The organism is Pseudomonas savastanoi (genome assembly GCF_020917325.1).
Classification (GTDB): Bacteria; Pseudomonadota; Gammaproteobacteria; order Pseudomonadales; family Pseudomonadaceae; genus Aquipseudomonas; species Aquipseudomonas amygdali.
In genome coordinates this window covers 4,443,757-4,465,013 of record NZ_CP076652.1, presented here as the reverse complement: position 1 = coordinate 4,465,013, position 21,257 = coordinate 4,443,757, and the positions used below count along the sequence as shown (strand labels likewise).

Here is a 21,257-nt window from a genome sequence, read left to right as displayed (position 1 = left end):
ATGCAAGCATTTGATTCAACCCTGCAGCAGCCCTCCAGAGCCGCGCATCCCCCTGCATGGGGCGCTGTATTTTCGATGGCGCTGTGTGTGGTGGTGCTGATTGCTTCAGAGTTCATGCCGGTCAGCCTGCTGACACCCATCGCGCAGGACCTCGGCATCAGCCAAGGCCAGGCAGGGCAGGCAATCTCGATCTCGGGTTTCTTTGCAGTATTGACTAGCCTGCTGAACACACCGCTGACTGGGCATCTTGACCGTAAACCGGTCCTGCTGGGCTTCAGCCTGCTGTTGCTGGTGTCCGGGGTGATCGTCACGCTGGCGTCCAACGGCTGGTTATTCATGACGGGACGTGCATTGCTCGGGATTGCCATTGGCGGTTTCTGGTCGATGTCGACCGCCACCGTGATGAAGCTGGTGCCGAAGCAATCGGTCGCCAAGGGCCTGGCACTGATCAACGGCGGCAATGCGCTGGCTGCGACGGTCGCCGCGCCATTGGGCAGCTTCATGGGCCAGTACATCGGTTGGCGCGGGGCGTTTTTCCTGGTCATCCCGCTCGCGGCGCTGGCGTTTGCTTGGCAGTGGCTGAGCCTGCCGGCCATGCGCAGCCAGCCGCACAACCGGGCACGCAATCCTTTTCGCCTGCTGCGCAACCCGCAAGTGGCCGTCGGCATGAGCGCGATCCTGTTGCTGTTCATGGGCCAGTTCGCCGTCTTCACCTACCTGCGCCCGTTTCTGGAAGAGATCACCGGGGTCAGCGTCAACACGTTGTCCCTGATGCTTTTGGCGCTGGGGGCCAGCGGGCTGGTCGGCACCTACCTGATCGGCAGGCTGCTGCACACAGGCCTGTATGCCTGCCTGATCGCCATTCCGCTGCTGATGGCGGTGCTGGCAGTGACGCTCACCGGTCTGGGCCATTCACCTCAGGCCGTCGCCATTGTGCTTGCCGTCTGGGGCCTGATTGCCACGCCTGCACCGGTCGCCTGGGGCCTCTGGTTGAGCCGCACGCTGCCCGACGATGCCGAGGCAGGCGGCGGCCTGATGGTGGCGACCATTCAATTGGCGATCACCGCCGGGGCCGGCATGGGTGGCGCGCTGTTCGACAGCCTCGGTTGGTGGAGCCCGTTCGCATTCGGTGGCGTGTTACTGGCGTGTTCGGCCGCGCTGGCCTGGACGGCACGCGACAACGCGTCCCTGCAGGAAAGCAACACCGGTCAGGGCCGGGCAGATAAACGCGGGTCAATTTCTCAACGAGGTAACACGCCATGAAAAAGATTCTTTTGATGCTTGGGCTTTTAATAAGCTCATACGCTGCGACAGGAGCAGACATGTCTCACGGTGCCGATAATTTCTACACAAGCGACAAGGTCGTTGCGCAAAAAGTGCTGTTCAACAACCAGTACAAGATGAAAGTCGCGGGCAACCTGTTTATACCCAAAGGCTCGAACCCGAACGTTAAAGCTCCGGCAATCATCGTCGGCCATCCGATGGGGGCGGTGAAGGAGCAAAGCGCCAATCTGTACGCGCAGAAACTGGCAGAGCAGGGGTTTATCACATTGTCGCTGGATTTGTCGTTCTGGGGCGGGAGCGAAGGCCAGCCGCGTAACGCCGTTTCACCCGATCTATACGCCGAAGACTTCAGCGCCGCAGTGGACTTTCTCGGCACCCAGACCTTTGTGGACAAGAATCGCATCGGGGTTCTGGGCATCTGCGGCAGTGGCAGCTTTGTCATCAGTGCCGCGAAGATCGACCCGCGCATGAAAGCTATCGCCACCGTCAGCATGTACGACATGGGGGCCGCCAATCGCAATGGCCTGAAACATTCGCAGACGCTGGCGCAGCGCAAGAAAATCATCGAGCAGGCGGCACTGCAGCGCGACGTGGAATACAGCGGTGGCGATACGGCCTACACCAGCGGCACCGTACACAAACTGACTGACACATCCGGCCCGATCGAACGCGAGTTCTACGATTTCTATCGCACGCCACGGGGCGAGTTCACGCCCGAAGGCCAGTCCCCCGAACTGACCACTCACCCGACGCTGACCAGCAACATCAAGTTCATGAACTTCTATCCGTTCAACGACATCGCTACCATCTCGCCACGCCCGATGTTGTTCATCGCCGGTTCAAAGGCGCACTCGCTGGAGTTCAGCGAGGAAGCGTACAAACTGGCCGGCCAGCCCAAGCAATTGATCATCGTGCCGGAGGCCGGGCATGTGGATCTTTACGATCGGGTCGATCTCATCCCGTTCGACAAGCTGGGCGAGTTTTTCAAGAACAACCTGAAGTAATCCGCCTGAAAGCGCTACGCATGAAAAGGCCCTGCACAAGCAGGGCTTTTTTGTTATCGGTCACTGGTGGTTTCAAATCTGCCTAAAGATCCGCAGGCTCATCCTCATCACGAAGGTGAATGTCCAGCCCCTGCCGACCCGCTGCAAGATGAGGACGCAATGTCAGTGCCGGGATCTCATAGTCGCCGTAGTTCTGCCTGCGAAATGGCAAGGGCTCAAGGGTGAACAGGGTATCCAGGCGGTTGCCGTAATCGGCGCAAATGCGGGCAAATGTTGCGCTGTCCACTTTGCCTGCCCGGTACACGGGGAAGGGCGCGAGCACCTCGAAGCCTGGATAGAACAGGATGCCGTGCTGGATAGGAAAGAGCACGTCGTTCAGCGCTCCGTTTACGCCACGCTCGCTGTAGTGGGACTCCCAGCCGCCCATGGTCACCGTCAGCATGGCGCGCTTGCCTGCCAGCGTTCCCTCACCGTATCGATCACCCCAGTGATGGTCGCTGTGCTCGCCCACGCCGTAGGCGAAGCCACAGGCGTACACCCGCTCTATCCAGCCTTTCATGATCGCGGGCATCGAAAACCACCAGAGTGGAAACTGAAATATGACGGCGTCTGCCCAGAGTAGTTTGGCCTGTTCGGCCTCGATGTCCGGCGGTTGAATACCGGCGGCAAATACGCGTTGCGACTCAAGGGCAGGGTCAAAGCGGCTGTTGTTCTCAAAACCGGGTGCATCGTTGGCGTCGATGATCGCCTTCCAGCCCATCTGGTAAAGGTCAGACACCTGCACCTGATGGCCTTTGCTCTGCAGATGATCGACTGCGAAGTCTTTCAACGACCCATTCAGCGAGCGCGGTTCGGGGTGCGCGTAGACAATAAGTACGTTCATGAGGGGCTCCGGTTTGTCTGTAATGAGGCAACGCTACAGACTCGATCGGGTATGCTGGAAATCAATCTCCCAAACACTGGGTATGTGCATGAACAATACCTTGCGGCGTATCGACCTCAATTTGCTGATCACGCTGGATGCATTGCTCTCGGAGCAGAACGTGACCCGCGCGGCGCATCGGCTGAACCTGACTCAGCCGACGGTCAGCCTGCAATTGGGCAGGCTGAGGCAGGTACTGGATGATCCATTGCTGTTGCCGGGACCGCGGGGCATGACCCCGACTGCGCGGGCTGAACAACTGCGCGAACCGCTCAGGCAGGCGCTTGCAGCGCTGGAGTCCGCTTTGCTGCCCGGCCGGGATCTCGATCCGGCAAAGGCCGATCACACCTGGCGCGTGGCCGCCAGCGACTACGCGACCATCGCGTTGATATGGCCGTCGCTCGGCAGGTTGCGCAGCAGTGCACCGGGCACGCGCCTGGCCCTGTTGAACAAGCACCCGGTCAGCCTGGCCGCGGATCTTGAAAGCGGTCGGCTGGATCTGGCGTTGCACACCCGCGATGAGGCGCCGCCCAAGCTGCGCCAGCGGTCGTTGATCCATGAGCGTTATGTGCTTGCTGGCCGGCATGATCATCCGGACCTTGTGCAACCCGTGTCGCTGACACGTTTCTGTGAGCTGGAGCATGCGGTTATGTCTCCCAACGGCGGTGGCTTCGCCGGCAGCACCGATCAGGCCTTGGCGGCGCTGGGGTTAAGCCGGCGGGTCGTATTATCGGCGCCGCATTTCGGCTCGCTGGTATCGGCACTGACCAGCAGCGACCTGGTTGCTGTGGTGCCTGAACGGCTGGTGCGCGGCCAGCCGACGCTCGTGGTTCAGGAACCGCCGCTTTCGATTCCGGGGTTTGAAATGCTCATGCTGTGGCCAGAGCGTTTGCACCGCGATCCGGCTCATAGGTGGTTGCGAGAACTGATGGTCTCGGCCATTGATTGAGTCGTGCGACGCTCATGATTCAAGCCCGCAGCCTGCGCCCACGCAACGCACTCAAACACTCGCGCCCCGCAGCCTCGGCGGTTTGCATGACTGTCTGGCTGTTGTCCTCGGTGATCCAGGTCAGCATCCGCACCTGACTCGTAGCCTGGCTGCCGCCGTGCATGCGATTCAGAGTTTCACGTTGTTTGAGCATGGCCTTCATGCGCGTGGCCAGCAGAAAGATGTCGTCGATGAAACCGTCTTCGACGTGGTCGTGATGCTCAATGCCCAGACCTGTTGCGTCGTGGTCGATGCGCAGGTGGTAATGCATCGCCCCGGTGGCGTCTTCGCTGCCGAACAGTGCGATGACGAAACCTTTGCCCAGCAGGGTGCGCAAGGCGTGCTGGATGATTTCCTGCACATCGGGGGTGATCTGTCTGACTTCGCGGCTCATGTAACGACTCCTGACCTGATGAGTAGTGCAGGCAGTATTCAACGGCGGGATGTAAAGCGCGGTCCGGGCCAGGTAATGCTGGGTAAAGACCGCCTTGTTCATGCTGTAAAAGCTCCGCCTCAAAAGGTCTGGCCCAGCGAGAACTGGAACACTTGGGTCTCGGCGTCTTCGGGCTTTTTGATCGGCACGGCGAGGTCGAAGCTCAGGGGGCCGAGCGGCGAGTACCAGGTCACGCCGACGCCGACCGAACTGGCCATCTGGTCGATATTGATGTTGCCGCAGTTCTGCGTGGTGGTCAGGTAGCACTTGTCCGCGTAAACCGTGCCGAAGTCCCAGAACAGCGAGGTGCGCAGGGATTTCTGGTCTTTGACGAAGGGCATCGGGAACAGGTATTCCATGCCGCCGGTGATCAGGATGTTGCCGCCCAGGGCTTCGGTGTCGCGGTCGGAATAGTAGATCTGCCCTTGACTGGCGTAGGTGCCGGTCGACGGGGTATTGCGTGGTCCCAGCGTGCCGTCCTTGAAGCCGCGTACCGTGGCCTGGCCGCCCGCCGTATAGTTTTCGTAGAAGGGCAGGCCGTCGGTATCGCCGTAACCGTTGCCGTAGCCGAGTTTGGTATGCAGGCGCAGCGAGGTGGTGTCGCTGAGCGGCAGGAAGGTCTGGCCGTTGTAGTCGAGTTTGTAGAACTGCAGGTCACTGCCCGGCACGGTGCTGGTCAGGGTCAGGCTTTGCGAGTGACCGCGGGTGGCCAGTACGCCTTTGTTGAGGGTCGATTCCGACCAGCCGATGCTGGCCTTGAGGTTGGTGAACGCATCACCCTCACGCTCGATGAAGTCATAGATCTCGTCGGCGCTGTAGCTGCCGGGGTCGAGGGTGTCGTGCTGGATCGACAAACCGTAGGTCAGGCGCGAGGTTTCGCTGATCGGGTAGCCGAGGTTGACCCCCGCACCGACGCTGTTGAGCGAGTAGTAGGACACCTCGTCGTCATCGTCGTAATACTTGCTGTAATCAGTGGCGTTGTAGAAAACGTTGTAGCCCAGGCTCACACCGTCAGGCGTGAAGTACGGGTTGGTGAATGCAAAGTTGTACTTGGTCTGATACTCGGAGCGAGTCATGCCAAGGCTGGCGAAGTTGCCGGTGCCGAGGATGTTGTTCTGCGAGATGGAGCCGCCGAGTATCAGCCCGGCGCTTTGCGAGAAGCCTACGCTGGCGGTGATGTTGCCTGAGGCCTGTTCTTCGACGGCGTAGTTGATGTCCACCTGGTCGTCGGTGCCCGGCACAGCAGGCGTTTCGACGTTGACTTCCTTGAAGAAACCCAGACGCTCCAGGCGCACCTTCGACTGGTCGATCAGGTAGGTCGACGCCCAGCCACCTTCCATCTGGCGCATCTCGCGGCGCAGCACTTCATCGGCGGTCTTGGTGTTGCCACGAAAGTTGATGCGGTTGGCGTAGGCACGTTTGCCGGGGTCGACCATGAAGCTGATGTCTACGGTATGGTCGGCATCATTGGCTTTCGGCACGCCATTGACGTTGGCGAATGTGTAGCCATCGTTGCCCAGGCGGCGGGTGATCAGATTGGTGGTATCGGTCATGACCTTGCGCGAAAACACCTGGCCCGGTTTGACCAGAATCAGTTGTTCAAGCTGGTCCTGCGGCACTTTCAGATCGCCACCCAGCTTGACGCTGCCCACGGTGTACCGGTCGCCTTCGGTGATATTGACGGTAATGAACACGCCTTTCTTGTCAGGCGTCAGTGATACCTGCGTCGAATTGATGTCCATGTTGATGTAGCCGCGGTCCAGATACCACGAACGCAGTCGTTCCAGGTCTCCGGAGAGTTTTTCGCGGGCGTACTTGTCATCGTTCTTGAAAAACGACAGCCAGTTACTGGTCTTGAGTTGAAACTGGTCGGCCAGTTCCTCATCTGAAAACACCGTGTTGCCGACCACGTTGATGTGCTGGATAGACGCCACGCTGCCTTCATCGATGGTGATTTTCAGCGCGATGCGGTTACGCGGTGCAGGTAACGCTTCGGTATCGACCGAGGCACTGTAGCGGCCTTGAGCAACGTACTGACGTTGCAGTTCATTGCGCACACCTTCCAGGGTGGCGCGCTGGAAGATTTCACCTTCACTGAGCCCCGACTGCTTCAGCCCCTTCATCAGGTCGTCGGTGCTGATTGCCTTGTTGCCGATAATCTCGATGCTGGCGATGGACGGGCGTTCGACGACATTGATCACCAGCACGTTGCCGTCGCGGGCAATGTTGATGTCTTGAAAGAAACCGGTCTTGAACAGTGAGCGCGACGCGTCGGCCAGACGCTGTTCATCGGCCTGATCGCCGACATTGAGCGGCAGCGCAGCGAATACGCTGCCGGCAGACACCCGTTGCAGGCCGTTGACGCGGATGTCCGAGATGGAAAAAGTGTCGGCATGTACCAGCGGGACGCTGAATAACAGGCAGAACGATAGAAGCAGACGCGAAGAAATCATCAAACCCTTTCCAGAAAGCTGCGACAAAGGCATTTGAGCGCTGCCGATGACACGCCAGAAAGGGCCGGTCCGGCAGGCGCTGTTGGCTGCGCAGCATAGGGGGAGGGCATGTTGGGGACGGTTAACGCGGTGTAAGGTTAGGTAAAGATCATCGAGCCCGGCTGACACGCCGCAGCAGCGCCGGGATAATCGGCAACCACCAATCAAGGGCCTGCCATGACTTCCGTATTGCTTGTCGACGATGATCGGGAACTGACGGAAATGCTCAGCCAGTACCTGACCCGTGAAAGCTTCACTGTGACCTGCACCAACAGTGCGGAAGAAGGGGAAATCGAGGCGCTGTCCGGTCGTCACGACATTGTTGTGCTCGACATCATGATGCCGCGCATGTCCGGAATCGAAGTGCTTCGGCGCATCCGTGCGCAAAGCCAGGTGCCGGTGATTCTGCTGACGGCCCGTGGCGACAATATCGACCGTATTTCCGGGCTGGAACTGGGCGCTGACGATTACGTGCCCAAGCCCAGTTCACCGGGCGAACTGGTGGCGCGCCTGCGGGCGATCATGCGCAGGGTGAGGGCGGTGCCGGTGGTCGAGACGGTCAGGGAGGTGATTCAGGCCGGTGACCTGACGCTCTGGCCAGGCAAGCGTGAAGCGCGCTGGCAGGGCGTCACGCTGGAGTTGACCGGCAACGAGTTCTGCCTGCTGGAGGAGCTGGCGCGTCATGCCGGGCAACTGGTCAGTAAGCAGAACCTGTCAATGAACGCACTGGGGCGGCCGCTGGCCCGCTACGATCGCAGCATCGATGTGCACATCAGCAGCATTCGCCACAAACTCGGGCCGCGCAACGATAACCAGAGCTGGATACAGAGCGTGCGCAATCTGGGCTATATGTTGATCACGCCATGAGACCGAGCCGGTTGTTCTGGAAGCTGTTTCTGGCGTTCTGGCTGGCGACCAGTATGACTTTCATGGTCGGTGCGGGCTTGTTCATGCTGTCCCGGTCGGGACCGGGTGATCCCTCGTTCAGCACCGTATTCGACAACGAAGTGCGCATGCTTCAGCAGTCGGGCATTCCCGCAGGGCAGGCGTTGCTCGATGCCTGGCAGCCTGACGGGCAGAACCGGGTCGGGCTGTACGATGAAAAGGGCCGGTTGCTGGCGGGCAAGCCGGTAGATAACCCCCGTTTCGAACTGGCCGTGCACACGCGGGAGGGCGCAGTTGTAAACATCAGGGCCACCCAGCGACCCAACCACGAAGACCGGCCTTCCCACCTTAACCCGCTGATCACCGGCACCATCATGAGTGCGCTGTTCAGCTGGTTCCTCAGTGCCTATCTGGTGGCACCGCTGATTAAGTTGCGTGAGGCGATGGGCAAGGTCGCCAGAGGTCGCTTCGACACCAGGGTGAAACCCGATATGGGCCGACGGCGCGATGAAATCGTTGATCTGGCCGAGGACTGCGACCGTATGGCCAATCAGCTCAAGGTCATGGCCGACTCCCAGCAACAACTGTTGCATGACATTTCCCATGAGCTGCGTTCGCCGCTGACGCGCATGAGTGCCGCCATCGGCCTGCTGCGCCAGGCACCGACGCAACTGGACATGCTCGAGCGGATCGAACGCGAGTCGGAACGGATGGACGCACTCATCGAGGAGCTGCTGACCCTGGCGCGCATGCAGAGCGATGCCGAAAGCCTGGAGCGAGAGACGGTCGATGTCATCAGCCTGCTGGCCGCCATCGTCGAAGACGCCGGGTTCGAGGCTGGCCTGAAACAGTGTCGGGTCAGGCTGCAGGCCCCCGAACCTTTTGTGGCACAGGTCGACAGCGAATTGCTTTACCGGGCCTTCGAAAACGTGATCCGTAATGCGGTTCGCCACACGGCGGTAGGCACGGATGTGGTGGTGGTCGCCAATGTTCAGGCGCAGCCGCTGTGCCTGATGGTCAATGTCATCGATCAGGGGCCAGGTGTGGACGAGGCGTGTCTGCAACGGATTTTCCAGCCCTTCGAGCGCGGTCCGGAGAATGCCGCGCAGGGCTTTGGTCTGGGCCTGGCCATCGCCCTGCGGGCTATCGAAATGCACGGCGGGCAGATCGCCGCACGCAATCGGCCGGGCGGCGGTTTGGTGGTGGATATTGTGCTGCCGGTGTGCTGAGGCGTGCTGGTTGATCACCTTCAGCGGTTCGAATGTGCTGCTTGCGGCGGTGCTTCTCCGGGCAATTCATAAACAAAATCGACCTTTGTTGGTAAAGAAACTCGGCCCCGGCGCTCGAAACCGTTACGCTATGCGGCTGTATTTTTGTTTTTCGTCGAGGTAGCACCCGTGTTTTCCGAATTCGCCCTGCACGAACGCCTGCTCAAAGCTGTGGCCGAGCTTAAATTTGTCGAGCCTACGCCCGTGCAGGCGGCCGCCATTCCGCTCGCACTGCAAGGGCGCGACCTGCGGGTGACTGCGCAAACCGGTAGCGGCAAGACGGCGGCATTTGTGCTGCCGATCCTCAACCGTCTGATCGGCCCGGCCAAGGTTCGCGTCGACATCCGTGCGGTGATCCTGCTGCCGACCCGTGAGCTGGCTCAGCAGACGCTCAAGGAAGTCGAGCGCTTTTCGCAGTTCACGTTCGTCAAGGCCGGTTTGATCACCGGTGGCGAGGACTTCAAGGTTCAGGCCGCCATGCTGCGCAAGGTACCGGACATTCTCATCGGCACGCCGGGTCGTCTGCTGGAGCAGTTGAACGCAGGCAATCTGGACCTCAAGCACGTTGAAGTGCTGGTACTGGACGAAGCCGACCGCATGCTGGACATGGGCTTCTCTGAAGATGTCGAGCGTCTGGCTGGCGAATGTGCCGGTCGCGAGCAGACCATGCTGTTCTCGGCGACCACCGGTGGTGCCGGCCTGCGGGAAATGATCGGCAAGGTGCTCAAGGATCCGCAGCATCTGCAAGTGAACAGCGTTAGCGAGCTGGCTTCCGGCACACGCCACCAGATCATCACCGCCGACCACAATGTGCACAAAGAGCAGGTCCTCAACTGGCTGCTGGCCAACGAGACTTACCAGAAAGCCATTATCTTCACCAATACCAAGGCGATGGCCGATCGGTTGTACGGCCGTCTGGTTGCACTGGAATATAAAGCGTTCGTACTGCACGGCGACAAGGACCAGAAGGACCGCAAGGCAGCCATCGACCGTCTGAAGCAGGGCGGTGCCAAGATCATGGTCGCGACCGATGTGGCGGCTCGCGGTCTTGATGTTGAAGGTCTGGACATGGTGATCAACTTCGACATGCCGCGCAGCGGTGACGATTACGTCCACCGCGTCGGCCGTACCGGCCGTGCGGGCAGCGATGGCCTGGCGATCTCGCTGATCTGTCATGGCGACTGGAACCTGATGTCGAGCGTCGAGCGCTACCTCAAGCAGAGCTTTGAGCGTCGTGTCATCAAGGAAGTCAAAGGCACCTACGGCGGGCCGAAGAAGGTCAAGGCTTCCGGCAAGGCTGTAGGCGTGAAGAAGAAAAAGACCGACGCCAAGGGCGACAAGAAAAAGACAGCGGCCAAGGGGCCGACCAAGCGCAAGACGGTCAACCGTCCCAAGTCCGATCTGGTCAGCCAGGACGGCATGGCGCCGCTGAAAAAACGCAGCACCCCGGCTCCTGCTGCCGAGTGATTGCAATGATCGCTCCCGCGCAGGCGGGAGCGGTCAGCTTCTCCTCAGTCTGACCCGTGCAGACAGCCCCCGTTATACCTTCCGGCAGCTTCTCTGAACCGCGACAAACCCCGCAGGTCACATTTTCTGAGTCGTATGCCTGTGGCTGGATGTCATGGGCGATCAATCCATGCTGGACGGAGGTTTAGAAAAATGACTTACAACTGGGACCTTATCGAGCGTTTGTTGCACGAAGTGCAGAACGACGGCACCAAATCGACAGCCACTGAGTTTGAGACACTGCTTAATCGCGGCTTCGTCGAACCTCGTCCTGGCGAGGAGGGCGGTGATGGCTCGAGTTACATGCTGACGAAGCGCGGCGCAAGCCTGCTTTCTTTGATCGACAGCAGCATTCCGGGAAATGATCACCCACGGCAGGTACTGAATGAGCAGGCAGGCGACCCGCTTGACCCCGCGCTCTTCGACACCATCGCTAAAAAGCCACAGATTGCCTGATACCCGAGATGCTCTGCGTGCCGACTCAACACCGGACGCAGAGCGTCCCGAACGGCATGCGACGCGGAGCGTCGCACGATAGTTGTGGTGAGATGGCTATCGTTCCGCACGCTCTCGCGTGGGAGTGCCCAGGGTGACGCTCCGCGTCACGATTTTGCTCCGCACCGCACACGCATGTCTGGGCGCAGAGCATGGGCGCGTTAGCTGCTGATCGTTCCTCATGCTCCCGCGTGGGAATGCCTTGGGTGACGCTCCGCGTCACGATTTTGCGCCGTATCGCGCAATCAAGACAGGACGCAGAGCGTCCGGAAAGGCATGCCCACGCGGAGCATGGGCACGATAGCGGGAGGGCCTGGGCGCGATGGTGGGAGTGCTATCGGATCACTGTTGTGACTTCAGGCAATCCAGATCAGTGAAGTCCTTGCGCATGTCGGCGATGCGGCTCAGCAGTTTTGCACGCTGTTCCGGTGTGCTCATGGCGGTAACGTCGACAATCAGCGATATCGCCGCTTTCTCGGTCTGGTCATAGGCCTTGCGATATTCGGGCGTCCAGAAGGTCTCACGGTCTTGCAACAGTGCGGCGATGCGCTGCGGGAAATCGCTGGCCTGACGCTGTTGCACAGTAGCCAGAAACAGGTTCTGCCAGCGAGTACGGTTTTCAATCCACGCCTTGTTTTGCTCGCCAAGCGAGGCGGACCAGGCCTGAATTCGATCTTTCTGCGCCTGATTCAGCTTGCCGATCCACGGCGTCAGGCGTTTTTGCATGCGGTCGGCGCGCTCGGCAACCTGGCGTTCCAGTGGTTGCTCAAGGTATTTGTTTTCACGTTTGCGCTGATCCTTGGCGAACGACTCCTGCATCTCCTGCACTTGCTTGTCATCAAAGCGCGAGAGCAATTCCACAGCAGACGGGGTAATTTCCTTCGATATTTTCGCTATCGCCTCTTTGGCTTCGCGAGTGCGGGCCTCCAGCCCCTCGTACGTCACCTGGTCGGTTTTGACCATGTCCTCAAGCTTGTCCAGCCAGGTCAGATACTCCGGCAACTGGGTACTGCAATGCCAGCTCAAGTGTTGCTTGAGCCGCACATCCAGCCAGCTTTTCTGTTCCGAGTTCATGTCCAGGTAGTCGCTGAGCGTCCACGGGATGATGACGTCGAGATTGCGATACGCCAGTCCAACCTGATTGCATCCTGCAAGCAGCGCAACGGTCATCAACAGGGTGATGAGGGCTTTGAATAAAGACTGCATGACAACTCCTTGGCGTACTGACGTGCAGTAGAGGAGTGTAGCGTCTGGCAGTTCAACCGGTTTGAGCCTTTAAAAGAACGAGCGCACTGCTTTGAGCGTAAACGTCCCTTCACAGCGCGCGTTGTGGCCGCTGTAGACACTGCAATCGCCGCCGCTCAGGCTTGAGCCGCTGTAGATGAGGTTCATGTCAATGCCCAGCCAGGGGCGTGACAGGTTCAGCGACCAGTCGTTGAAACCGTTGATCAACCCGCCGTCGGCGGAAGATTGCGGGGTATCAAACTGATGATTGGCGTACTGCATGCGAACGCCCACACCCAGTTGCTCGATAGCCCCCAGGTCGACAAATACCGTGCTGTCGCGTGTGCCGACATCGTTACTGAATGCTGCGCCGATGCGGCTGTCTCGCATGCGCAGTCCGGCGTAGAACTCGTGACTGTCGATCTGGCTGGTATCGGGGTAACTGTAGCGAATCATCCCCAGTTCGTAGCCCAGGGTATTATCGAAGGGTTTCTTGAAGCCCATGTAGGAGTCGAGTTCCATTCCGGAATCGGAAGCAAAACCCATGTTCGGTGCCCACTGGCCGAAGTAGAAGCCGCTCTCGTGGGTCAGGTCCAGCCCGCCATGAAAGGAGCCCGAGCCGCCGCTCGGCGTCACCAGGCCTTGCGCCATGCTGCGCGTGGGCGTAGTTGCCAGTTTCAGGTCGAAGTCGCCCAAGTCCCGCTCCAGAACCTGGGCAGAGACGGACTGACAGACAAGCATGGCGCTGAAAGACAGCACATGTAAGCGATGGCTGAGCATGGCTCACTCCTTGATCTGCGAGGAGTGTGGTCAGGGATGGCGTATCGAAAATGGCTCAGGAGCCGACACAAGCCGCGAGCTAGAGCCTCGCAAGGATACCGTTGAAATTGGCCGAGGGCGCACCGTTCGTCGATCCGTTGTGTGTCAGTTAGCCGCAGTGGTGCGCGCCGAGGGGATGACCAGGCCGCGAATCACTACCAGCGCCTGTTGAAACGACGGGTAGCCGCTCTTGGCGACGTCCAGTTGGGAGTACTCGGCCTGGTAACGTTCAGCAAGTTTCGGGTCGCTGACGCTCAGCTGTTGCGAGAGCAGGGCGATGGCCAGTGGATGCTTGTGTTTTGCCGCAGTCTGCAGCAGCTCGATAATCTGTTTTTGATCGGCCTGCTGACGGATCAACAGTACGGCCTGATAGAACTCGGCTTCGCCTGATGCGTCGTCAAGTGCGGCACGGCGCAACATGGCTTCGGCCAGTTCGTAGTTTTCGCGGTCGTCTTCGCTGATCAGCAACTTGGCCTGGAGCATGTCGTTCTGATAAAGCAGATGCCCCGCCCGGCATGGGCTGTCGGTGAGCTGACTGTCATTGGGACCGTTTTCGCAGTGGTGCGATGCGCAGCCGCCAAGGTAGACAAGTGCGCCGAAAAGCATCCAGTTCTTCATTCGAGCATTCCACAAAGAAGATAACGTCCAGAGCGTGATCCAGCTCGTGGTCATAGTGATATCAGAGGAGAGAGTAGCAGCGTGACCGGAAGAATATCCAGCGGAGGATCGTCAATCTAGCGCCTTGAGCGTCAAGGCGCATAGAGATCGACAGGCAGGGCGCGGTTTTACTTTTTACCGAGATTGATCTGCTTGGAAGGTGCGAAGGTCTGGCCACTCACGCCTTTGGCAATTTGCTGGATTTCACCGCCGGACTTCAGGAAAGCTGCAATCTGCGCGTTGATAGAATCGCTCGTTTCAACGGCTGGGGCGGGTTTGGCTTTCGAGTGGGATGCTTTGATACGCATGGCTGCCATTTACCTTCATAAACGTAATACGGCCAGCCAGAGTACAGGAAACGCTTGATTATTGCTTGGCAAATATGGCATTCGCCCGAGGTCGGCCGTTTGGCGGAGCTGCCTGGACTCCGCGTGGTTTAAATCTAACGCTCTGTTTTAAAAGGCAAGTTTCTGGCTGGTAGCCTTTGTGCTGCCCGAGCGTGTCAAGCCGTATCGATCGGGGAAACTGACGAGTGGAGGCTAAGTAGACACCTTCTGCCACGCGGCGCGAACCCGGCCGTAAAGTCGGGTAGAATGCCGCCCACGCAATGAGGGTATCTGGAAATGGCTTTAATCGGGCGCTACAACAGCTTGCAAATCGTCAAGCACACGAACTTCGGTCTGTATCTGGACGGTGCGCAGGATGGTGAAATCCTTCTGCCCAATCGGTACATCCCCAAGGATATTCCTACTGAAGATGAAGACTGGCTCAATGTGTTCATCTATCTGGACAGCGAAGACAAGCTGATCGCCACCACTGAAAAACCCAAAGTGCAGGTCGGTGAGTTCGCCAGCCTCAAGGTGGTTGAAGTCAACAGCATCGGCGTGTTCCTCGACTGGGGCCTGCCCAAGGACCTGTTGCTGCCTTACTCCGAAGAGAAGCGTACCTTGCAGGCCGGGGAATACTGCGTGGTTCACGTTTACCTCGACAAGCACACGCGGCGTATTACCGCCACCGCGCGTCTGGATCGTTATCTGGACAAAACCCCGGCCAATTACAGCGTCGGCCAGGAAGTTGACCTGCTGGTCGCCGAAGCGACCGATATGGGTTTCAAGGCGATTATCAACAACAAGCACTGGGGCTTGATTCACAAGAACGAAGTGTTCAAGTTCATGCGCGCCGGCAAGCAGGAAAAGGGCTACATCAAGGAAATCCGTGCCGACGGCAATATCAGCCTGAGTCTGCAGCCGGTGGGCGCAGAAGCAGCGAGCAGTCTGAATTCGAAGATCCTCTCAAAGCTTCGCGAGAACAACGGCACGTTGCCAGTCAGCGACAAGAGCGATCCGCAGGTCATCAGCGGTCTGTTCGGCGTCAGCAAAGGCAACTTCAAGAAAGCCATCGGTGCGTTGTACAAACAGGGGCAGATCGTTATTCACGCTGACCGTATCGACCTGGTCTGATACATCGTCCGGGCCCGGAATCTCATCAAGGACGTCCCATGAAAAGAATACTCACCGCTTACCTCGGCACGTTACTGGCGTTTCTGATCCTCGACGGGTTGTGGCTGGGCGTGCTCATGGGGCCGACCTACCGTGAATGGCTCGGGCCGCTGATGCTTGCCACGCCCGTGGCAGGGCCTGCAATAGCGTTCTATCTGCTCTACGGGGCAGGCGTTGTGGTTTTCGGCGTAATGCCCGCGGTCAGGGAGCAGCGACTGAGCCGTGCGACCTTGTTCAGTGGCCTGCTGGGGCTGGTTGCCTACGGCACTTATGACCTGACCAACTGGGCTACCTTGCAGGGCTGGCCTGCGCAACTGGCGCTGGTGGACCTTGCGTGGGGCACGGTGGTATCGGCATTGGCCGGGACGGCGGGGTATCTGGCGGTGCGTCGGTTTACGTGAAGCGGCAGGCCGGGATGAGGTTGCCGATTGGCAACTTTCATCCCGAGCCGTGCGGGAACGTGGCGACTGCTGGTGCAGCTATTTTTGCAAGAAGGCGGCAAAACCCAGGTTGCTGCCCTTGGGGCGCATGTCCTTGAGGAATGAATCCTTGTCGGCGCTCAGCTCCAGGCTGACGGTCGGCTTGCGTTTGTCCGCATTGCGCACCTCAAGGCCTTCCATGTGATCGCGCATGAACACCGTGGTCACTTTCAAGTGCAGCAACTGGTCGGTTTCAGGTGTGTGCAGCAGCAAGTGCAGCCATTCGTACTGACCCACTTGCAGGCGCGGCACAGGCAGGTCGAACCACCAGATGTTTCTTTTTCGGTCCAGCACGGCGAAGTGCGTGTTATTGACGCCGAGCACCGCGCCGCCCAAGTCCTGGTTTCTGCGTGCAATGGCCAGCTTTTTATCGAGTTTCATAACGTTCCTGTGCATCGGTTTGTTCAGCGTGTCGGCCCTGCCGGACAACAGTGGCGCGCATTCTCGCACAAACTTCGATGCAAACTCGCCGTCAGCGGCGCTAAAAACGCGCCATTGCAAATGGCAGACGAGTGGCATCAGCCGGCCAGAAAATAGTTGAAACTCTTCGCGACAGCCGCAGGTCAACCATTTTGTCGAGTACGACATCCGATTCCAGCGCGGTCTTCAGACCCAGGAGATTCACGATGAGCAGCACCAGCGATAAAGCCAAAGGTATGGCCAACGAAGCCGTTGGCAACGTCAAGCAGGCTGTTGGCAAGGCTACCGACAACACCAAACTGCGGGCTGAAGGCAAGGCGCAAGAGCTGAAAGGCGAAGGCCAGCAAGCCAAAGGCAAAGCCAAGGACGCGATCAAGAAGGGCGTGGACAAGGCTTGAGTCGAGTGGTCCCGGGGCTTTCATTCCGGGATCAGGCAAGACCGATAACGGCCATCCGCGGATGGCCGTTATGCTTTCTGCTCTGCGGGACTGAAACCTTTCACGACCTGTCCAGTCAATGTGCCATCGGTATTCGCATCTCTGCGCCACATACGGGACACTGCATGCATGAAGTACCGGTTTTCAGGATGTGAGGTTTTCCAGTAAGGGAGCGAGAGGAAGCGCCATGATTTTCCCCCATTTGCGTAAATTGAAAGTCAGCAAGGTGCTGGTGAGAACCGTCAACGAGTTTCTCGACGACGAGATGTCCACCTACGCCTCGGCACTGGCTTACCAGATGCTGTTCTCTCTGTTTCCGTTTCTGCTGTTTCTGATCGCATTGATCGGCTTTCTGCACCTGCCGGACTTTTTTTCCTGGTTGCGGCTGCAATCGGAATTCCTCTTGCCGCCCCAGGCGCTCGAGCAGGTCAACCCGGTCATCGACCAGTTGCAACAGTCCAAGGGTGGTCTGCTGTCCATCGGTATCGTGATCGCGCTGTGGACTGCTTCAGCAGGTGTGCGCCTGATGATGAGTGCCATGAACGCTGCCTACGACGTGGTCGAAGGGCGGCCTATCTGGAAGCGCCTCCCGCTGTCGATCCTGTACACCGTAGGCATTGCCGGCATGTTGCTCGCGGCCGCAGCTTTCATGGTGCTGGGGCCGCAAGTGATGAACTGGATTGCAGCCCAGATCGGCATGGAAGACTTCATCGTGACGCTGTGGACCATCCTGCGCTGGCCGGCGATCATCATTCTGCTGATGGTTGCGGTGGCGCTGATCTATTACGTGATGCCTGACGTCAAACAGGAGTTTCGCTTTATTACCCCAGGCTCGGTGCTGGCGGTGGTGGTATGGATCGTTGCTTCACTGGCGTTTGGTTTTTACGTCAAGACCTTTGCTGATTACAACGCCATGTATGGCAGTATCGGCGCGATCATTGTCCTGTTGCTGTACTTCTATATTTCGGCTGCCGTGCTGTTGCTGGGGGCTGAAATGAATGCGGTGATCGAGCATATGTCCGCCGAAGGCAAGGACGCAGGCGAGAAGGAAGCCGGTGACGGGCTGGGCGAGGAAAGCAGCGAAACAGGCAAACAGCACGTTTCCGGGCTGGGCCGCGATCACTCGGTGCCACTGCAGAAGGCTGACGAAACCTGATCGCGTTCTGTGGCAAGATTGCTTTTTAGGCAAGGAACACGCAGCCATGATCCGTAGCATCCTGAAAATGGGCGATGAGCGCCTGTTGCGCATCGCCCCTCCGGTGCCCGCAGACATGTTCGGCAGCAGCGAACTCAACACGCTGATTGCCGATATGTTCGAGACCATGCACAGCGTGGGCGGTGTGGGCCTTGCCGCACCGCAGATCGGCATTGATCTGCAACTGGTCATTTTCGGTTTCGAGCGCAGCGAGCGCTATCCCCAGGCCGAGGCGGTCCCGCAGACGATCCTGCTTAACCCACTGATTACCCCATTGAGCCCGAGCCTGGAAGAGGGTTGGGAAGGGTGCCTGTCGGTGCCCGGGTTGCGGGGTATGGTGAATCGTTACCAGAGCATTCGCTATGAAGGTTTTGACCCTGAAGGCCAGCCTGTCGAGCGTGTTGCCCATGGGTTTCATGCTCGGGTCGTGCAGCATGAATGCGACCACCTGATTGGTCGTCTCTACCCGTCGCGCATTACCGATTTCAGCAAGTTCGGCTTCATGGACGTAATGTTCCCGGACATGGACCCCAATGCCGATGAGTGATCACCCGACGGCTCTGCAAAACCGTCAGGCTTCCCGACAGAGCGCAATCAGCGGTTTGCTGCGGCTGTAGCGCATGAATTTCTCGCCGAGGGTGTGTGGCAGACGTTGTGCTGTCTCAAACCCGGCGAGCTGGTAAAACCCCAGCAAATCAGGGTGGCAGAACAGCCATACCGGCCCGGCCAGCGGTTGCAGCGCGGCGTCGATCAAGCTTCGCGCCACTGTCTTCCCGCGCATGGGGGGCGCTACGAACAGCCCGGTCAGCCAATGTCCCTCAGCGACGGGCGTCAGGCACAAGGCACCGATGATTTCTGCCTGCTTCGCCACCCACGCCTGCCCCTTGCTGGCCGCACGCATCGATGACTGATGCTCGCGGTAAAACTTGCCCAACAGCGGGCGGCACGCATCGGGTAACGGGTAAAAGCGGATTTCAGACATCGCGGACGGGCTCGGAACGTGGGCTTCGCATCATACAGAGGCTAAAGCCGTCACAACTAATCGCTACGGGCTGCTGTCGATAGTTTCAGACCCGTTTTTTTCCCCGCCATTTGAGGTGAGCATGAAATCGATAACACGACTGTTGGGCTGTTCACTTCTGGCGCTGGGGCTGCTTGGGCAGACAGCAGGGGCGGCTGAAAAAAACGCGCCTATCCAGTTCGGTGCGCTTACCTGGGAAAGTGGCAGCCTGATCACCGAGGTGCTGCGTACCCTTGTCGAGAAAGGCTATGGCTACCGTACTGATACCTTGCCCGGCAGCACCGTCAGCCTGGAAACCGCGCTGGCGAAAAACGACATTCAGGTGATCGCTGAAGAGTGGACCGGACGCAGCCCGGTGTGGGTCAAGGCTGAAGCTGACGGTAAGGTGCTCGGCCTGGGCAACATCGTCAAAGGCGCGACCGAAGGCTGGTGGGTGCCTGAGTACGTGATCAAGGGCGATGCCGCCAAAGGCATCAAACCAGCAGCACCCGATCTGACGTCTGTCGCTGACCTGGCGCGCTACAAGGACGTTTTCAAAGACCCTGAATCGCCCGACAAGGGCCGTTTTCTGAACAGCCCGAGCGGTTGGACTTCGGAGATCGTCAACACCCAAAAGCTCAAGGCTTATGGCTTGACAGACAGCTTCGTCAACTTTCGCACCGGCTCGGGCGCGGCGCTGGACGCCGAAGTCGCATCGGCCATCCGCCGTGGCAAACCAGTGCTGTTCTATTACTGGTCACCCACACCCCTGCTGGGCAAGTACAAGCTGATCAAGCTGGAAGAGCCCGCTTTCGATGCCGAAGCCTGGAAAACCCTGACCGACGCGAGTAATCCCAACCCGCGTGGCACCTCTTCGCTGGCGGCGACGCTGTCTATTGGTGTGTCGGCAGAATTCAGCAAGCAATACCCAGAGTTGGTGAGTGTCTTCAAAAACGTCGATTTTCCAATTGATCTGCTCAACCGGACATTGGGTGAAATGAGTGACAAACATGAGGACCCCAGCGTCGCCGCCGCCAGGTTCCTCAAGCAACACCCTGAGGTCTGGAAAGCCTGGTTACCAGCCGATGTTGCCGCCAAAGTCAGTCACAGCCTTTGACCGTTGCGCTGCAAGGATCATGGAAGGGGCATAGCTGATAACGTCATCAATGGCCGGTATACGACGTGTCGGGTGGTAAAGCCCTGCCGAGCTGTTAAGTTCAAGACTCAGTCAATTCATGCTCAGGAGGAGCCATGGCTGATTACATCCAGGGCTCGCGAGGTGCGTGGCAGACCTGTCTGGCACTCACGGCCTGCCTTTGCCTGGACGCGATGCACCCGGTCAATGCTGAAGAAGCGGATGACATGGCGCTGGCGTTGGTGGAACAGCGAAATCTGGGCGAAGGTCTAGCGTGGCTGGGTTATCAGGTCGCCTCGCGCACAGCGACGTTTGCCGGTATCGTGCAAGCAATTGGCAAGACCGAAGCTCAGGAACTGGTGCAAAAAGAGTTGCAGCGCCTGCAACCTGAGTATCAATCGCAATGGGACCGCAATCTGGCAGCGGCCTATGCCCATTCATTTACGGCCGAGGAATTGCGTTCGCTCAATCAGGGCGAGGACTCGCCTTCCCTGGTGAGCAGATTCAGAGCCAGAAACACCCAGGTCAGTGCCGACATGAAAGCCCGGTCCTCGGAGCTGCTGGGACAATTCGTAAGTCGTGCGCTGGGCAACGCTCAGGCAGCACTGCAACGCTGACATCCATTCGATGATATGAGGCAAAACCATGGACGCATTCATGCAGGCTGCAATCGATGAGGCACAACTAGGGCTGAAGGAAGGTGGAATCCCCATCGGTTCGGTCATTGTTCACGAGGGCAAGATCATTGGTCGGGGGCATAACCGCCGTGTGCAAGAGGGCAGTGCAACCAGGCACGGCGAAATGGATGCCCTCGAGAACGCCGGTCGCCAACCGGCCCGCGTGTACCGTGACGCGGTGCTCTATACCACGCTGTCTCCTTGTGCGATGTGCAGCGGGGCGATCCTGCTCTACGGCATTCGCAAGGTGATCGTCGGCGAGAACCAGTCGTTCATGGGCGAGGAAGAATTGCTACGCTCGCGTGGCGTGCAGATCGAGGTGCTTGATAACCAGGAGTGCAAGCACATGATGCAGGGCTTCATCGCCAGCAAGCCTGAGTTGTGGAACGAAGATATCGGCGAGTAAGGGGGGTGAAACCTCCAGCTCATGAGTCCGAG

At 58.9% G+C, this 21,257-nt stretch carries 24 protein-coding genes; 15 read left to right on the top strand and 9 right to left on the bottom strand.

All coding sequences use genetic code 11. The annotated features are described in order from the left end of the window. Positions 1–1,263, top strand: a complete 1,263-nt coding sequence (locus KP808_RS18875) for an MFS transporter (RefSeq protein WP_230016664.1) — start codon at positions 1–3, stop codon at positions 1,261–1,263. After that, positions 1,260–2,288, top strand: a complete 1,029-nt coding sequence (locus tag KP808_RS18870) for an alpha/beta hydrolase (protein WP_230016663.1) — start codon at positions 1,260–1,262, stop codon at positions 2,286–2,288. The genes KP808_RS18875 and KP808_RS18870 overlap by 4 nt, the downstream gene beginning before the upstream one ends. Positions 2,289–2,370: 82 nt before the next feature. Here KP808_RS18870 and KP808_RS18865 read toward each other — a convergent pair whose 3' ends face one another. Then, positions 2,371–3,171 carry an NAD(P)H-dependent oxidoreductase gene (locus tag KP808_RS18865; RefSeq protein ID WP_230016662.1) on the bottom strand — a complete coding sequence of 267 codons (801 nt, stop codon included), beginning with the start codon at positions 3,169–3,171 and terminating at the stop codon, positions 2,371–2,373. A gap of 88 nt (positions 3,172–3,259) precedes the next feature. Here KP808_RS18865 and KP808_RS18860 point away from each other — a divergent pair, with 88 nt between their 5' ends. Next, entirely contained in the window at positions 3,260–4,159 is a 900-nt protein-coding gene (locus tag KP808_RS18860) for a LysR family transcriptional regulator (RefSeq protein WP_230016661.1), read from the top strand. 19 nt (positions 4,160–4,178) lie between these two features. On the opposite strand, the gene KP808_RS18855 is transcribed toward KP808_RS18860, so the two are convergent. Continuing rightward, positions 4,179–4,592, bottom strand: coding sequence for a hypothetical protein (locus KP808_RS18855; protein ID WP_230018916.1), 414 nt, complete (start codon positions 4,590–4,592; stop codon positions 4,179–4,181). A gap of 119 nt (positions 4,593–4,711) precedes the next feature. Continuing rightward, positions 4,712–7,084 carry an outer membrane protein assembly factor BamA gene (gene bamA / locus KP808_RS18850; RefSeq protein ID WP_230016660.1) on the bottom strand — a complete coding sequence of 791 codons (2,373 nt, stop codon included), beginning with the start codon at positions 7,082–7,084 and terminating at the stop codon, positions 4,712–4,714. A gap of 216 nt (positions 7,085–7,300) precedes the next feature. On the opposite strand from bamA, the gene KP808_RS18845 reads away from it, so the two are divergent. The 4 genes from KP808_RS18845 (at position 7,301) to KP808_RS18830 (ending at position 11,238) form a co-directional block, all read left to right on the top strand. Further along, entirely contained in the window at positions 7,301–7,990 is a 690-nt protein-coding gene (locus KP808_RS18845) for a response regulator transcription factor (RefSeq protein WP_230016659.1), read from the top strand. Between the two features lie 11 nt (positions 7,991–8,001). After that, positions 8,002–9,237, top strand: coding sequence for a HAMP domain-containing sensor histidine kinase (locus KP808_RS18840; RefSeq protein WP_230018914.1), 1,236 nt, complete (start codon positions 8,002–8,004; stop codon positions 9,235–9,237). Positions 9,238–9,405: 168 nt separating this feature from the next. After that, complete coding sequence (locus tag KP808_RS18835) at positions 9,406–10,743, top strand: DEAD/DEAH box helicase (protein ID WP_002554408.1); 1,338 nt, start codon at positions 9,406–9,408, stop codon at positions 10,741–10,743. Between the two features lie 192 nt (positions 10,744–10,935). After that, on the top strand, positions 10,936–11,238 hold the full coding sequence (locus KP808_RS18830) for a hypothetical protein (protein ID WP_058400127.1): 303 nt from the start codon (positions 10,936–10,938) through the stop codon (positions 11,236–11,238). Positions 11,239–11,619: 381 nt separating this feature from the next. Here the strand turns inward: KP808_RS18830 and KP808_RS18825 are convergent, their stop codons facing one another. The 4 genes from KP808_RS18825 to KP808_RS18810 form a co-directional block, all read right to left on the bottom strand. Beyond that, complete coding sequence (locus KP808_RS18825) at positions 11,620–12,483, bottom strand: DUF6279 family lipoprotein (RefSeq protein ID WP_002554406.1); 864 nt, start codon at positions 12,481–12,483, stop codon at positions 11,620–11,622. A 69-nt stretch (positions 12,484–12,552) separates the two neighbouring features. After that, complete coding sequence (locus KP808_RS18820) at positions 12,553–13,281, bottom strand: TorF family putative porin (protein ID WP_058400128.1); 729 nt, start codon at positions 13,279–13,281, stop codon at positions 12,553–12,555. 144 nt (positions 13,282–13,425) lie between these two features. Beyond that, a complete protein-coding gene (locus KP808_RS18815) occupies positions 13,426–13,938 on the bottom strand; it encodes a hypothetical protein (RefSeq protein ID WP_004657591.1) in 513 nt (170 codons plus the stop codon). 167 nt (positions 13,939–14,105) lie between these two features. Continuing rightward, positions 14,106–14,294: a hypothetical protein gene (locus KP808_RS18810; RefSeq protein ID WP_002554403.1), complete on the bottom strand. Its 189-nt coding sequence runs from the start codon at positions 14,292–14,294 to the stop codon at positions 14,106–14,108. A gap of 306 nt (positions 14,295–14,600) precedes the next feature. On the opposite strand from KP808_RS18810, the gene KP808_RS18805 reads away from it, so the two are divergent. Both KP808_RS18805 and KP808_RS18800 read left to right on the top strand, forming a co-directional pair. Further along, on the top strand, positions 14,601–15,437 hold the full coding sequence (locus KP808_RS18805; RefSeq protein ID WP_230016658.1) for a CvfB family protein: 837 nt from the start codon (positions 14,601–14,603) through the stop codon (positions 15,435–15,437). Positions 15,438–15,475: 38 nt separating this feature from the next. Continuing rightward, the gene (locus KP808_RS18800; protein WP_058400129.1) at positions 15,476–15,877 is read left to right on the top strand and encodes a DUF2177 family protein; all 402 of its coding nucleotides are present in this window, start codon (positions 15,476–15,478) and stop codon (positions 15,875–15,877) included. A 78-nt stretch (positions 15,878–15,955) separates the two neighbouring features. Here the strand turns inward: KP808_RS18800 and KP808_RS18795 are convergent, their stop codons facing one another. Continuing rightward, positions 15,956–16,336 (bottom strand): hypothetical protein, encoded by a 381-nt coding sequence (locus tag KP808_RS18795; protein ID WP_058400191.1) that lies wholly within the window; start codon positions 16,334–16,336, stop codon positions 15,956–15,958. Between the two features lie 245 nt (positions 16,337–16,581). Between KP808_RS18795 and KP808_RS18790 the strand changes: the two genes are divergently transcribed. From KP808_RS18790 to def, 3 genes are all read left to right on the top strand, one after another. After that, on the top strand, positions 16,582–16,773 hold the full coding sequence (locus KP808_RS18790; protein WP_002554399.1) for a CsbD family protein: 192 nt from the start codon (positions 16,582–16,584) through the stop codon (positions 16,771–16,773). A gap of 226 nt (positions 16,774–16,999) precedes the next feature. After that, positions 17,000–17,968 carry a YihY/virulence factor BrkB family protein gene (locus KP808_RS18785; protein WP_002554398.1) on the top strand — a complete coding sequence of 323 codons (969 nt, stop codon included), beginning with the start codon at positions 17,000–17,002 and terminating at the stop codon, positions 17,966–17,968. A 46-nt stretch (positions 17,969–18,014) separates the two neighbouring features. Beyond that, complete coding sequence (gene def, locus KP808_RS18780; RefSeq protein WP_016980773.1) at positions 18,015–18,554, top strand: peptide deformylase; 540 nt, start codon at positions 18,015–18,017, stop codon at positions 18,552–18,554. A 24-nt stretch (positions 18,555–18,578) separates the two neighbouring features. Here def and KP808_RS18775 read toward each other — a convergent pair whose 3' ends face one another. Beyond that, complete coding sequence (locus KP808_RS18775) at positions 18,579–18,989, bottom strand: GNAT family N-acetyltransferase (RefSeq protein WP_002554396.1); 411 nt, start codon at positions 18,987–18,989, stop codon at positions 18,579–18,581. A 121-nt stretch (positions 18,990–19,110) separates the two neighbouring features. On the opposite strand from KP808_RS18775, the gene KP808_RS18770 reads away from it, so the two are divergent. From KP808_RS18770 to KP808_RS18760, 3 genes are all read left to right on the top strand, one after another. Beyond that, positions 19,111–20,124, top strand: coding sequence for an ABC transporter substrate-binding protein (locus KP808_RS18770; RefSeq protein ID WP_230016657.1), 1,014 nt, complete (start codon positions 19,111–19,113; stop codon positions 20,122–20,124). Positions 20,125–20,258: 134 nt separating this feature from the next. Then, positions 20,259–20,759, top strand: a complete 501-nt coding sequence (locus KP808_RS18765) for a hypothetical protein (protein WP_230016656.1) — start codon at positions 20,259–20,261, stop codon at positions 20,757–20,759. Positions 20,760–20,787: 28 nt separating this feature from the next. Next, positions 20,788–21,225, top strand: a complete 438-nt coding sequence (locus tag KP808_RS18760; RefSeq protein WP_002554393.1) for a nucleoside deaminase — start codon at positions 20,788–20,790, stop codon at positions 21,223–21,225. Positions 21,226–21,257: the final 32 nt, after the last annotated feature.